General features: G+C 36.1%; 12 protein-coding genes. 3 read left to right on the top strand and 9 right to left on the bottom strand.

Annotated features, from left to right (window positions below; all coding sequences use genetic code 11):
- Positions 1 to 288: 288 nt before the first annotated feature.
- Positions 289 to 1,440: an FMN-dependent L-lactate dehydrogenase LldD gene (gene lldD / locus K3248_RS02715; protein WP_220716824.1), complete on the bottom strand. Its 1,152-nt coding sequence runs from the start codon at positions 1,438 to 1,440 to the stop codon at positions 289 to 291.
- A 679-nt stretch (positions 1,441 to 2,119) separates the two neighbouring features.
- The gene (locus K3248_RS02710; protein ID WP_220716823.1) at positions 2,120 to 3,211 is read right to left on the bottom strand and encodes a 2'-deoxycytidine 5'-triphosphate deaminase; all 1,092 of its coding nucleotides are present in this window, start codon (positions 3,209 to 3,211) and stop codon (positions 2,120 to 2,122) included.
- Between the two features lie 300 nt (positions 3,212 to 3,511).
- Between K3248_RS02710 and mutL the strand changes: the two genes are divergently transcribed.
- Positions 3,512 to 5,347 (top strand): DNA mismatch repair endonuclease MutL, encoded by a 1,836-nt coding sequence (gene mutL, locus K3248_RS02705; RefSeq protein ID WP_220716822.1) that lies wholly within the window; start codon positions 3,512 to 3,514, stop codon positions 5,345 to 5,347.
- A 104-nt stretch (positions 5,348 to 5,451) separates the two neighbouring features.
- Positions 5,452 to 5,688, top strand: a complete 237-nt coding sequence (locus tag K3248_RS02700) for a DUF2093 domain-containing protein (RefSeq protein WP_220716821.1) — start codon at positions 5,452 to 5,454, stop codon at positions 5,686 to 5,688.
- 69 nt (positions 5,689 to 5,757) lie between these two features.
- On the opposite strand, the gene lpxK is transcribed toward K3248_RS02700, so the two are convergent.
- The 7 genes from lpxK to K3248_RS02665 all read right to left on the bottom strand — a co-directional run bounded on the left by lpxK (position 5,758) and on the right by K3248_RS02665 (position 13,674).
- The gene (gene lpxK, locus K3248_RS02695; protein WP_220716820.1) at positions 5,758 to 6,777 is read right to left on the bottom strand and encodes a tetraacyldisaccharide 4'-kinase; all 1,020 of its coding nucleotides are present in this window, start codon (positions 6,775 to 6,777) and stop codon (positions 5,758 to 5,760) included.
- Entirely contained in the window at positions 6,767 to 8,089 is a 1,323-nt protein-coding gene (gene waaA, locus K3248_RS02690; RefSeq protein WP_220716819.1) for a lipid IV(A) 3-deoxy-D-manno-octulosonic acid transferase, read from the bottom strand. Before waaA ends, lpxK begins: the two co-directional genes overlap by 11 nt.
- Before the next feature lie 676 nt (positions 8,090 to 8,765).
- Entirely contained in the window at positions 8,766 to 9,011 is a 246-nt protein-coding gene (locus tag K3248_RS02685) for a DUF4170 domain-containing protein (RefSeq protein ID WP_220716818.1), read from the bottom strand.
- Between the two features lie 46 nt (positions 9,012 to 9,057).
- Positions 9,058 to 9,861 carry a 3'(2'),5'-bisphosphate nucleotidase CysQ gene (locus tag K3248_RS02680; RefSeq protein ID WP_220716817.1) on the bottom strand — a complete coding sequence of 268 codons (804 nt, stop codon included), beginning with the start codon at positions 9,859 to 9,861 and terminating at the stop codon, positions 9,058 to 9,060.
- On the bottom strand, positions 9,848 to 11,179 hold the full coding sequence (locus K3248_RS02675; protein ID WP_220716816.1) for a TldD/PmbA family protein: 1,332 nt from the start codon (positions 11,177 to 11,179) through the stop codon (positions 9,848 to 9,850). Before K3248_RS02675 ends, K3248_RS02680 begins: the two co-directional genes overlap by 14 nt.
- 553 nt (positions 11,180 to 11,732) lie before the next feature.
- Positions 11,733 to 12,290, bottom strand: a complete 558-nt coding sequence (gene rsmD, locus K3248_RS02670; RefSeq protein ID WP_220716815.1) for a 16S rRNA (guanine(966)-N(2))-methyltransferase RsmD — start codon at positions 12,288 to 12,290, stop codon at positions 11,733 to 11,735.
- The gene (locus tag K3248_RS02665) at positions 12,271 to 13,674 is read right to left on the bottom strand and encodes a pseudouridine synthase (RefSeq protein WP_220716814.1); all 1,404 of its coding nucleotides are present in this window, start codon (positions 13,672 to 13,674) and stop codon (positions 12,271 to 12,273) included. Before K3248_RS02665 ends, rsmD begins: the two co-directional genes overlap by 20 nt.
- 265 nt (positions 13,675 to 13,939) lie before the next feature.
- On the opposite strand from K3248_RS02665, the gene K3248_RS02660 reads away from it, so the two are divergent.
- Positions 13,940 to 14,386, top strand: a complete 447-nt coding sequence (locus K3248_RS02660; RefSeq protein WP_220716813.1) for a nucleoside deaminase — start codon at positions 13,940 to 13,942, stop codon at positions 14,384 to 14,386.
- Positions 14,387 to 14,504: the final 118 nt, after the last annotated feature.

Below are 14,504 nucleotides of genomic sequence, written 5' to 3'. Positions count from 1 at the left end.
ATTGAGTTCTATTACACCCCAGTTTTCGAGCGGAAGTTTTGAATATTTTTCTTTTTAAATGCACTTTCTGCCAGTTTTGGGATAATTTATTTATATTAAATAGAAAAGGTTATGCGATACAGCCTTCATCTCATTTCTAAATTAGAATTTGAATTCTTAAATAGAGAAAATCAATACACTTTCTGCTAGCCGTTATAAAAAATAACTCTCAATTTTTCCGTAAAATGCTCTCTTCCATAAAGCTGTACGCAATCAAAAAAAATCTTCTTTTTAAATCATACACTTGTTTTATTGAGTAAAAACACCTGCATTTTCTAAGGTTTCGTGTGTAATATCCTTAATCGTACGTACACCGGTCAATGTCATAGCTACGCGCATTTCATTTGCAAAAAGATCAAGCAAATGCGCAACACCTTTTTCTCCTGCTGCAGCAAGAGCATAAACAAAAGCACGACCAATCATAACAGCATCTGCACCCTGTGCTATCATACGTACAACATCAAGACCAGAGCGAACACCTGAATCTGCTAAAACAACCAAATCCTTTTTTACCGCTTCCGCAATTGCCGGCAATGCCCGTACAGTTGATATTACACCATCCAGCTGGCGTCCACCGTGATTAGAAACAACAATACCATCAGCACCAAATCGTACTGCTTCACGTGCATCCTCTGGATCGAGAACTCCTTTTAAAATCATTTTTCCCTTCCAAAAATCCCGTATCCATTGTAAATCATGCCAACCAATAGATGGATCAAAATTTGCACCAATCCAACCAATATAATCTTCCAATTTAATCTTTTTTTTAAGATAAGCCGAAATATTTCCAAGATCATGTGGACGCCCCATAACACCAACATTCCAAGCCCAATGTGGATGCATACATGTCTGTAAAAAACGGCGTAACCCAGCATAAGGACCAGACATCCCCGAATGTGCATCACGATAACGCGCTCCAGGAACAGGCAAGTCAACTGTAAAAACCAATGTGCGTACACCAGCTATCCAAGCCCGTTCTAATACATCACGCATAAATCCTCGATCCTTGAGAACATAAAGTTGAAACCAAAATGCACTTTCAACGGCTTTTTGTACTTCTGCAATAGGACAAACTGAAACAGAAGATAGTGTAAAAGGAATTCCTTTTGCAGTTGCTGCACGTGCTGCTTGTACTTCACCCCGACGCGCATACATACCTGTTAACCCGACAGGTGCCAGCACAATTGGTAGATCAAGTGTTTGATCAAAAAGTTTAATTGAAAGATTAACTTCATCAACTTGTTTTAAAATTCTTTGACGCAGTGCGAGAGCTTGAAGATCTGTACAATTACGTTTCATCGTTATCTCAGCATAAGCTCCACCATCAATATAATGAAAAAGAAAAGGAGGAAGCCGATATTGTGCTACTTTACGATAATCAAATGTTGAAGAAATAATCATTAATGGCACCACTCTTTTGAAATAAAAAATTAAAACATACTAAAATTAATAAAATTCAACCCAAACAGAACTCTTTTGAGATCTAATTTAGTAGATATAGAAAAAAGAGATTACAACTCAAAAAACGAAGCTATCTAAACAACATTTTCATTTTATCTAGATTCTGAGCCTTATAGTATTCATCCTTCATCAAAAATGTATATATTGATAGGTTTTAATATATAGAACAATTGCAACTTATCTCCTCTCTAATCAATATCCTTCAAGAGATATTGCATTTATCATTTATTGCAATTTAAAATTATTTCCTCAAAGAATTGTTATATTCTCTTCCATTTGAGTGTATAATAAATGATTACTTATATACCAATACCTCTCTTAAAAAGCGAAAAGCTCCTCTTCTTAAACTGAAAATCACGTTTTTGTCCTAGAAAATCTATCGTGACAATATTTAAGTTGAGAAAATTGTTTTTTACTGTAATTGAAAACTTTTTTGCTCTTAATGATATCTTATATGGGATAAAATGCGTAAGCCTCGTTTTGTTAATTTTAAGAAAGAAATAAACAAACTGATTTTGTATCCCCAATTTAATAAACTCATAATCTACTGTTATAGCATATGCTTAAAATGAATATTTTCCTTTAACAAATGCTGTATCTAGAATGCGTATTCTTTATCTTATTTAAAATGCTTCGACAGTTTTAACCCTTGTGCTTGATAATGTGATCCAACACCATGCCCATAAAGTACCGTCGGTCTATTGAGCATAGGTTCATATATCAAACGTCCAATAATTTGTCCGTGCTCTAAGATAAATGGAACTTCATGGCTCCGCACTTCTAAAACTGCTCTTGCTCCTTTTCCACCCGCATCCATATGTCCAAACCCTGGATCAAAAAAACCTGCATAATGCACTCTAAATTCACCAACAAAAGGATCAAAAGGTGTCATTTCTGCTGCATAAAGTGGAGGAACATGAACGGCTTCTCGAGACACTAAAATATAAAATTCATTAGGATCAAGAATCAATTCTCTTTGATTACCATTACAAAAAAGAGGTTCCCAAAAATCTAAAATATGAGCAACAGCACGTTTATCAATATCAATAACATCTGTATGCCGTTTACCACGATAACCAACAAGCCCGTCTTCATCTCCCTTCAAATTAATAGAAATTCCAATCCCCCCCTTACTGACATTAAGCACATCATCTGATATCAGTGTTTCATCCCTATGCAAAGCACGTAGCTCAATTTCATTTAAATAAACTTGCCCTTTGCGAAAGCGAAGCTGTGATAAGCGCGAACCTGTACGTACCAAAATAGGAAATGTACGTGGACTAATTTCAAGATAAAGTGGACCATGATAACCAGCGCAAATTTTATCAAATTCTTGAGCATTATCTGTAATCACACGTGTAAAAATATCTAATCGTCCCGTAGAACTTTTGGGATTAGCAACAGCTGATAAAATTTCTGGTAAAGCCAAACTTTCTAAAAGCGGAACAATATAAACACATCCGGTTTCCAAAACCGCTCCAGCTTGTAAATCAAATTCATGCAATTTTACCCGTTTAAGCTTATCCAAAACTTTTGCCTCAGAACCAGGCATAAAAGAAGCACGTACACGATAAGCTTTCTCCCCTAAACGAAGATCAAGACTTGCAGGTTGTATTTGTGCCGCATCAAATGGACATTGCGCCTTGAGAATATCATGATCAATCAAAGCCTGTATATCACTATCTGCCAAAATCCCGCTTACACGCACCATATGTTTTGCCTTCCATTTTTACTTTGCTTTTTCTTTGTCTTAGATAATTGACAAGAGAAAGATATTTTAGAGCAATAAAACTTTTCCCTTTTAATTTTATCCATTAATTTGCTTCTATCATGATACTAGAATAGCAAATATGATAAAATAGCATTTAGTATAACTCTCTTCAAAAATGAATAAGAATGATTTTGAGAATAATATCCCTTCTATTCTCTCATTCTTGAATGTTAAAGAAATAATGTTATGATAATCAAATTCTTCTATAGTACCCCTAAGAATCCTACTTAGAAATTTATGATGATTATACGCCATCTCAACGAAAACATTATTAATCAAATTGCAGCCGGTGAAGTTATCGAGCGGCCTGCAAATGTTGTTAAAGAACTTGTTGAAAATGCTATCGATGCTGGTGCTACGCGAATTGAAATTATTACAGCAAATGGTGGAAAAAACTTTATCAAAGTAAGTGATAATGGCTGCGGTATTCCTACAGATCAGTTAACTTTAGCAGTTTCACGCCATTGTACATCAAAAATTACGGATGATATACATAATATCTGCTTTCTAGGATTTAGAGGGGAAGCTTTACCTTCTATTGGTTCTATTGCTAAACTCAAACTTATTTCACGAACACAAGACGCTGAAAGTGCCTATGAAATTGTCGTCACTGCAGGAAAAATGATAGGACCTAAACCGGCTGCCGCAAATCTTGGAACAATTGTTGAAGTTCGTGATCTTTTTTTTGTCACTCCAGCACGACTAAAATTTATGAAGACAGAGCGTGCTGAAACGAATGCTATTACCGATATGATTAAACGTATTGCTATTGCATTTCCACATATTCGTTTTTCTCTTTCTGGCCCCGATCGAACATCCATGGAACTTCCAGCCACAGACAATAATATTCAAGGACAATTACAACGTATTACGCAGATTATGGGAAAAGAATTTGCTCCCAACAGCATTGCACTGAACGCTAAACGTGAAAACGTACATTTAACTGGTTTTGCCTGTTTGCCGTCTTTCAACCGTAGTAATAGCCTTCATCAGTTTGCTTATGTTAATGGACGGCCAGTACGTGATAAATTTTTATGGGCTGCAATCCGAGGTGCCTATGCTGATGTTATGACACGAGATCGTTATCCTGTATCCATTCTTTTTATTGATTTGCCACCATCTGATGTAGACGTTAATGTGCACCCAACAAAAGCCGATGTCCGATTTCGTGATCCAGGATTAATTCGCGGTTTAATCATTGGAGCAATTCATGAAGCTTTGTATAAAGCTGGTGTTCGCTCTACTTCAACGCGTTCTGAAAAAATGTTAGCTGCGTTTCAAACACAACAGCCAATAGGCAATTTTAGAACAACCTACCAACCATCTTCTCATAACTCACAAAACAGACATTTTACATCCCCCTCAATGGTCCATCAACCATTAGACCGTACCAACTCTTTTGATTTAAAAGAAGATGCAGCTCCTATTATGGAAGGCTTAGGCATGCCAAGTGCTGATACCTCCCCAAGTACACTATCTTTTTCAGAAGAATTATCTTATCCTTTAGGAGCTGCCAGAGCACAAATCCATAAAAACTATATCATTGCTCAAACTCAAGACAGCCTTATCATTGTCGATCAACATGCCGCCCACGAACGATTGGTTTATGAATCACTCAAAAATGCTCTTTATTCTAAACCACTTCCCTCACAATTATTGCTCATCCCTGAAGTTGTGGAACTTGCTGAAGAAGAAGCAACATGTCTTTTAATGCATAAAGAGACTTTGCAAAAATTTGGTTTAGGCATAGAACCATTTGGGCCTGGTGCAATCGTTGTACGCGAGACACCTTCTATGTTAGGAGAAATCAACGTAAAAGCCCTGATTAAAGATCTTGCGGAAGAAGCTGCTGAATATGATACAACGAATAACTTAAAAGCTATGCTTGATTATGTTGCTGCTACTATGGCATGTCATGGCTCAGTACGGTCAGGGCGTCTTTTACGTCCTGAAGAAATGAATGCTCTTTTAAGACAAATAGAAGAAACACCCAATACAAGCACATGTAATCATGGTCGCCCTACTTATATTGAACTTAAATTATCTGATATAGAACGACTTTTTGGTCGGAAATAAACTACCATTTTTTAAAAAAGAATTTTTTTAATTCACTCTCGACTTTATAACGTATCTTATGGCACTTTGCTGGGATTATCTTTCATAAAAAGGATTATTACAAAATGTTTTCCAATGATGAACGCGAAGCAAAAATTCATTATTCCAGTAATGGATATAAAATCATAGAATATGGGACTTATACTCTTTGCGCTGTGAGTGGACAAAAAATTCTTATTGATGATTTAAAATATTGGAATCATCACCGTCAAGAAGCATATGCTAGCTGTGAAATTTCTTATCATCGTGAGATTGAATGTAATTCCTATCTCAAACAATTGTTAAAAAAACAACTCAAATAGCCAATTAAAAGCTATGAATTCTACTCTTATCTTCAAAAAGTCAAATTAACCCTACCTTAAAACTGCAAATTAAAGGGAAAGTGTGCGTTTTCTAAAACGAGTCATCACTTCCTCAAGAAGGATACGACAAAAGTTTTTTTGAGCGAAATTTACTTTAATATCAAAGACAATAAGATTTTTTAAATCTTTTTGCATATTCCTAGCCTGTATGCGGACATAATCCTTAGCTGTTGTAGCCAGCCATAAATTGTGCATTCTAGCTCTTGTTATAAGACTTTTTAAATCTGTATCAGTAAAAAAATAATGATCCGGATACGAATAAGTTTGTACTACATGTCCAGAAAGATCTTTAATGGATTTAAAAAATTTACTTGGATTCCCAATGCCTGCAAATGCTAAAAATGATTTTCCTGCAACCTCATCTGAGGCTAATGATTTAAGGCTGGCATAATGCAAAGGCTTTCCAGTATGACCAACCAGAAAAGTAACGTTATCACACGCAGCCGAATGACCAATCAATAAAACACTATCCATAAAAATAAACTGGGTCTTTAATGGTACACGTAAAGGTCCTGCTGGAAAAACAGCCCCATTACCAAAACCCCGCATTCCATCTACAACGAGCAACGCATAATCCATGTACAAACGACGACTTTGAAACCCGTCATCCATTAAAATAAAATTACATCCTTCTTTTTTGAGTCTTTGTGCTGCTGCATAACGATTAGACGATAACGCAACAAAAGCATGTCGTGCAAGCAAAAGTGCCTCATCTCCAACATTGCAGGCATTATCATATTCCTCATTTACTAGATGCACTCCCTTAACTGTTCCACCATAACCACGTGATACAATACCAGGTACAAAACCAAGTTCTTTTGCTACCTCAGCAAAAGCAATAACAACAGGTGTTTTCCCCGCTCCACCACATGTAAAATTGCCAATACACAAAACTGGAAGGTCAATAGTAGGAGGTTTTTTTTTCATACGAAGATGTGCAAAATAACCATATAACCAGGATACTGGAGCTAATAAAAAACACAAAATACTTTTATCTTTCCACCAAAAATGTGGTGCACTAATATGCATACCGATCTCGATACTTACTTAAACCTGTCTGTATTATAAGAGGATGCAAAAATGGCTCAAGAAGCTTTAATGTACGCTCGAATGCACCGGCCATACCTTTTGCAACATCATGAGCCTTACCAACCATTTCTTGTCGCAATGCTTCATTTGTTAAAAGTCTATAGACTTGGATAGCAAGCTGTTTTGTATCTTGAACCATATATGCTGCATCACGCTTGAAAAATTGTTCAAATATCTCTTGAAAATTTGAAATATGCGGCCCTGTCAAAATAGCAGAGCCAAGAAAAGCTAACTCCAATGGATTATGTCCACCATTCCCACACAACGATTTACCAATAAAAGTAACTTTTGATAAACGAAGAAAAAGCCCCATTTCTCCAATTGTATCTCCCCAAAAAATATCTGTATTTGCGTCTGGAACAGCATTATTACTTCTACGAATAAAATGTAACCCCTTATTGCTCGATTGTTTGATAAGCTCTTCTGAACGTTCGGGATGACGAGGAACAATGATTGTCAATAAATCTGGTAAATAATTTTTAAGAATCTTATGAACCTCAAAAGCTATTTCCTCTTCTCCTGCATGCGTTGAAACAGCAGCCCAAACTGGTCGATTACCAATGGCATCACGATAATGTGCAAGCAATGCTTTATCTTCAAAAAGACAAACATCAGCCTTAAGATTACCAGAAAATGCTACAGATTTCACCCCAAGATCTTGATAATAAGCGACATCTCTTTCGTTCTGACCAATAGCTAAATCAATATTCTTAAAAATATGCCGCGCAAAAACATGTCGCTTTTTCCAAGCTTGAAAAGAACGTTCAGACATATGGGCATTCACTAAAATCTGCGGAATATGCATTTTGGCAAGTTCGTTAATACGCAGAGGCCAAATTTCCGATTCACAAACTAATACCAAATCAGGCTTCCAATGACTAACAAAACGGCGTACTGCTAAATCTAAATCCAATGGAGCATATTGATGAATTAACCGATTCCCAAAATGTTTTTTTACAAGGGAAGCAGATGTTACAGTCCCAGTTGTCAATAATATATTGATCTTCAATGAAAAAATATAATTAATCAGTGGAAAAAGAGTAAGTGTTTCTCCAACACTTGCTGCATGCAGCCAAATAAGTGGACTTTGAGGACGAACTTGATAACTCCTACCTAAACGCTCTTTTTTACGGCACCATTCTTCTTTTCCACGAAGAGCACGAAAAAACAAATAAAAAGGGACCATAGGACGTAAACAAAAACCAATCATGCGATAGGTTAAAAGAGCTGTACGGGCCTTTAGTTCCATCATTGAAAATTCCTTATTTTCCTGTTTTTGAAACATCTATAAACTTCTTTTGTTAAAGAATTTATCAACTCTATTCATTGCATTCATTCCTTTAGAAGTAGAGGTATTCATATTTTGGGAAAAATACCCTTCATGAATAAACTAAATATCCCAAAAAAGAAAAATCACAGTCTCATTTTATAATTTTTAAAGATTTTTTTTATGTAACTGCAAATATAAAAAATATAATAGAGTAAATAGATAATTTTTCTCTTTTTACGTAACTTTTCATGTAAAATTTCTATGCATACAGCCATTTTTTTTAAACTTAAAGATCTTTCAAGTTTTTATGGCATCATTCTTTGTCTTGATGAATATCCATGTATTTTATCTTATTCTTTCCAAAGCACACACATTTTTAAATCCTGATTATTTTGAACAATCTTGTGCTTATCTTTGCATTCGTAGAATGAGAAAATAGAGCTATAACTTTATTTAATTTAAGCAGAAAAAAGCATCTTACGCTCTATATTAATTTAGATAATCTTAAAAAATACGCATTGTTTCTTTTATCAACAGCACCTTTCAAAACCTACTACTTATTTTTTCAAGCTATTCCACACATCATCATATCAAATTGAAATCATATAATTTCTCTGCAACTCAGATAACCTAAAAATAATGATATAATATTCAAATGTTACTTTGTATCACTTGATTCAGTGTCAAGAAATCGCTGTAAGTCTACAATGTAATAACGTTGTAATGCATTGTCTACACTACTTTGTGCTTTTTCCTGCCATGCTTTTTGAGCAGATTGATAATCTGAAAAAATACCAACCACGTCTAAATCATCAGGATTTTTAAATTGGTTACTTGTAAGATTTTTTAACTCTCCACCAAATACAAGATGTAAATACTGCTTTTTTGCGTTGGCTTCACTCATATGTACCTCCATATTATTTAGAGATTGTAGTACGTTTTTTATGTGATTAAACTAACTGTACTTGATGAACAATATCTATCATATCCTGACAACAATTATTTTTACCAGCAATTAAAAGTCCATATTGGTAAGGCTCAACTCCGTAAGAGATAGAGGGTGTATCAAGTGATAAAAGACACCCTCCACATTCCTGTAAAATAAGATCAGCAGCAGCAATATCCCACTCATGACAATTCGGACGAACTAACACGAGATCAATCTCACCTTGAGCAACAAGAACAATACGATATGCAAGAGAAGGAATATGATGATAAAAATTAACCCTATTGCGAAAATCATCCGGCAATTTTTGCGCAAATGACTTATCAAGTGAAATTTTATATTTACGATTAACTGGAGATGTTAAAAGAGGAAGCTCTATATTATTTAATTTTGCTCCCCCACCAGCAACAGCTGCATAAACATCGCCTTGAGCTGGGCACTGCAAAACACCTACGATAGGACGCCCATTCTCAATAATAGCAATTGAAATACACCAATAGATGCTACCAGAAAGAAAGCCCCGCGTGCCATCGATAGGATCAACAACAAAATAGCGCTCATAGTCTCGTTTTCTCCGATCATCTTTTGTTTCTTCTGAAATCCATCCATAATTTGGACGCGCTTCAAGAAGCTTTTTTTTTAACAAATGATCAACTGCAAAATCAGCTTCACTAACTGGCGAGTTTCCCTCTTTGATCCAAACATCCAACGCACATCCAAAATACTTCATTGCTAAATCCCCTGCTTCTCGACAAACATCAAGTAACAGATTTAAATCAGAAGCATGATGTGTATTATCTTCCTGCAAGTGTCATCCCTTCAATTAACAATGTTGGAGCAGCAGTACCATAACGACGATCAATATTGTTCGCCGGTGTTAAATGCGCTAACATATGAAGTAAATCAGAACCGAGTGTTACTTCACTTACTGGATAAGTAATTTCACCATTTTCAATCCAAAAACCGGAAGCGCCACGGCTATACTGACCCGTAACAAAATCAATACCATGCCCAAACAGTTCTGTCACATAAAAACCATTTCGCAAACCTTTTATCATATCATCAGGAGATACCAAACCCGGTTCAATGGCAAAATTAGTACGCATCGGCTGAACCAGTGATGCTGAACGTGTACCACGACCATTGGTTTTAAGACCCAATTCACGTGCCGTAGAAGAGGAAAGAAGCCAATTTTTTAAAATACCATTTTCAATAATATTTATTGCTTGTCCCTCAACCCCCTCTCCATCAAAAGGACGCGAAGAATTTCCACGCAATTGTAAAGGTTGATCGGTCACATTTACATCAGGCTTCATCACTGTTTGACCCAAGAAATTTTGTAAAAGACTTGTCTTACGGGCAACCGATAATCCATTAACCATAGATGCGATATGTCCCGCGATTCCGCGCGCTGTACGCGGATCAAAAATAACATCAACATTCCCAGTAGCTGCACGAATTGCTCCCAAACGTCGAACAGCACCAATTCCTGCATTTTGCCCGACCACTTCAGCTGCTTCTAAATCAGAAAAATGTAAAGCTGTTGTATAATCATAATCTCGTTCCATCTCTGTACCCTCACCAGCAAGAGCACTACAAGAACGTGAAAAATAACTGGAGCGATAAGCTCCGCAAAAACCATCGCTGGTCACAAGAATAAATCCACTACGGCCATACGCTGTTGCAGCGCCGCCAGAATTGCTAACTCCTTTTACATTCAGAGCTGCTGCTTCTGTTTTTAAAGCATCTTCTGTTAAAAAATGACTGTTTGGTACAAAATCATCAAAAAGATCAAGATCTTTAGGATTCTTAACTAAACACTCTTTATCTGCCAAACCTTCAAATAAACTATCAGGAGAAGCTTTAGCCATTGCAACAGCACGTTCTGCAAGTTCTTGCGGATAAGACTCTAAATTAGCAGAAACACTTGCCACTTTTTTTCCAACAAAAACCCTTAGAGTAAAATCGTTGCTCTCGGCTGCTTGCGTCGATTCAACTTTCCCACAACGAACCGATACACTGGTAGAATGTGTGTGAATAATAACAGCATCAGCAGCATCAGCCCCAGAACGCTTTGCCGCTTCTACCAACAAAGCAGCTTTATCAATCCGATTTTCGTCAGCCATTCATAGACTCCTTAAAATATTCATTCTTTCCATTGATAAGCAATCTGACTAATTTATATAAATTAGAGTGTGATTTTTGCATCCTTATTTATAAAATTATGCACTCTTTACATATTCTTTCTCTTTTACAAATTAAATAATTCCCCTTTTCACTTCTTTCTGAAAAGAGGCATTTTATGCTTTTCATATGATATGATTAAAATATTTTTATAAACAGTTTAGTATAAAACTGTTCTAAACGATAGCCCTAATACATAATTGATCTATGATATAGCAATATACTCATAATTGAAACATATGCACCTAAAAGAAAGCTTAGTATAATTAGAAAAACAAATGTTTTCTGTAACTTCATCAAGTATCAAACTTACTTTGTATCCTGTTTCAGGTTTTCTTTGCCCTTTAGCCCCAACTTTAAAAGCATTAGAGAATATTAGTCACTTAAGTTTATGATCCTTCAAAGAAATTATTAAAACTCTCATTATAATAGATAGAATCTCTGCACAATTCTTTTTTCTGCTTGCATAAAACAAGTTCTTTCGCACCACTTAAGCTACAATCGTAATGTATAAAAACGTATTGATGTTTCACCATAAAAGCGCTCATCATCTAGATAAAAAACATCAGGTAGATGAATAATCGCGTCTTTCTTTTCTTCAAGTATAAAAAGTGTATTAGCTTTTGCCCATCCCCCTTTCAAAGACTCAATAAAAGCATGCTCACCTAAACAATGACCATAAGGAGGATCAGCATAAATGATATCAAATGGAAGCATTGTTCCAATATAGCCAAGTTTGGTTGCATCACGACGCAATATTCGCCCTATCGACTGTAATTCAAAGGTTTCGATATTTTTTTGAATCAATCCACGCCCTTCAACAGAATTTTCTACAAAAACAGCAGCCTTTGCACCCCGTGAAAGTGCTTCAATGCCGACAGCACCAGTCCCAGCAAAAAGATCAAGAATACGTTTGTTTGTCCAAAACTGTTCTTCTCTGTTAGACAGAATATTAAAAAGGCTTTCACGCGTACGATCACTGGTTGGACGAATCAATTGACCAACAGGTGTAAACAAAACACGCCCAGAAAATTTACCGCCGATGATCCGCACGCGGACCTCCAAATCGCTTCGCTATTTTTGATAACCTACTATATGATTTAGATTTCTTTATAGTATCATCAGATGATTTTGATTTTATCTTTCGAAGATGCTCAAAAGGAAGCGCATTATGATCACTTTTCATCGCTTTCTCTTTACTTTTTAAAAAACGACCTTTTTTTCCAGCAATATACGCTTCACTATAAATTTTTTTATCACGTTTTTGATGAAAACTAATATTCTTCTCTTTTTGTGATGGACCTTCTTGTAACTTTTCCTCTCTTTGGAAATTTTTTTTGCCAGAAAAATCACTCTTATATGTATACGAACTCTTCTCATTTAAAGACTTTTTACGCACACTCTGCGGACGTGCTCCAGGAGCCATCCAAACATTAGAACGACGAGAACGAGGTAAAAAACGCTCTGATTTTTCTTCCTCATTTTTATTTTTACGTATAAATTTCTCACCAAGTTTCGTACTTAGCAGCGCTTGTTTATGCTTTGTAGAACTGCCCTGTTGTTTACGTGGTACATCTTTCCTACTCGAGAAAATCCATTCTTCATCCTTGACCAAAAAATCTTTGCCGTTTCGCTTTTCTACAACAACCGCAGAATTTGAAAATGGTTTTAAAATAGGGGCATCAAAATCTGCATTGGCTTGCATAATCAAACGCTCACCCAATTGCTCACGTAGCATACGACCTTTTAGCTCTCGAACTGCACCTTCTTCTAAGTCAGATAAATGAAATGGACCATAAGATACACGAATTAAACGATTAACCGATAATCCTAATGCACCAAGCACATTCTTTATTTCGCGATTTTTTCCTTCACGTAAAGCTACGGAAAGCCATATATTTGTCCCTTGTTCACGCTCAAGCGATGCTTCAATTGAGCCATAGAAAATACCATTAATGGCAATACCATTTTTAAGATTATCAAGTGCACTCTGCTTGACGCGTCCATGAGCACGAACCCGATATTTACGAACCCATCCCGTTAAAGGAAGTTCTAATACACGTGCTAAACCACCATCATTAGTTAATAGCAAAAGTCCTTCTGTATTGATATCAAGTCTTCCAACAGAAAGGACGCGGGGCATTCCTTTGGGCAAATTGTCAAATACTGTCGGCCTTCCTTCAGGATCACGATTCGTGGTAACAAGTCCTGTTGGTTTATGATAGAGCCATAAACGCGTTCGTTCTATAGGAGATAAAAGTTTACCATCAACTTTAATAATATCAGAGCGTGTTACATTAAAAGCCGGCGTCGTTACAACTGTACCATTCACAACCACACGACCTGCAACAATCATCATTTCCGCATCGCGACGCGAAGCAACACCGGCACGCGCTAATCTTTTAGCAATTCGTTCACTCTCATTGTTTTCTTTCATTTGCTTTTCACACTAATTTTTTCAGGACATTGAGCAAATTTTTCACATGTACTATACTGCTTCTTCTAAGAGGGAGTAACATAATCGTTTATTATTTTCTATCCTTTAACAACAATAATGTCTCTATTGACTTATAAATTTGTTGTAAAAAACTTTACAAAATAGTGATACTCCTTCCATCATAAAAAAAGAAAATATACATATTAAACAGAATCCTTCTTCTGGAAAATTTTTGGATTCTCTATGCACTAATAGAAAGAATATTATGACTTTAACTCCTATGGAAATAGCTCTTTTAGAAGCACAATGGGCTGCAAAAAAAGATGAGGTCCCCATAGGCGCTGTCATCATACATGACAAAACAATCATTGCACGTGCTGGTAACTTCACAAAAACCCCATACGACCCTACAGGACATGCAGAAATGCGTGTTATTCGTATGGCATGCAAAACATTTCAAAGCGAAAGACTTACTGATTGCGACCTTTATGTTACACTTGAACCTTGCGCTATGTGTGCTGCTGCCATTTCATTTGCACGCATACGGCGCCTCTACTATGCAACAAGTGATCCTAAAGGAGGTGCGATTGAACACGGTCCACGCCTTTATCAGCATAAAACCTGCCATCACAAGCCAGAAGTATACCCTGGTTTTAAAGAAAAAGAAGCAGCTCAATTACTTAAAGATTTTTTTATAAAAAAAAGACATTAAAAGCAATTTTTCTGATCCAAAATATCTACTTTTAAAATACTATCTATTTTCTTTGAAAAGATTATAATCCCTCTGGAGTACAACCTAATTTCAAAGTTCTTTTTTCTTATGCTTTTCA

The sequence above is a fragment of the Bartonella raoultii genome, assembly GCF_019659805.1.
In the GTDB taxonomy this organism is placed as follows: domain Bacteria; phylum Pseudomonadota; class Alphaproteobacteria; order Rhizobiales; family Rhizobiaceae; genus Bartonella; species Bartonella raoultii.
The sequence above is the reverse complement of the archived record's forward strand: the minus strand, read 5'-3'. Positions and strand labels throughout refer to the sequence as shown.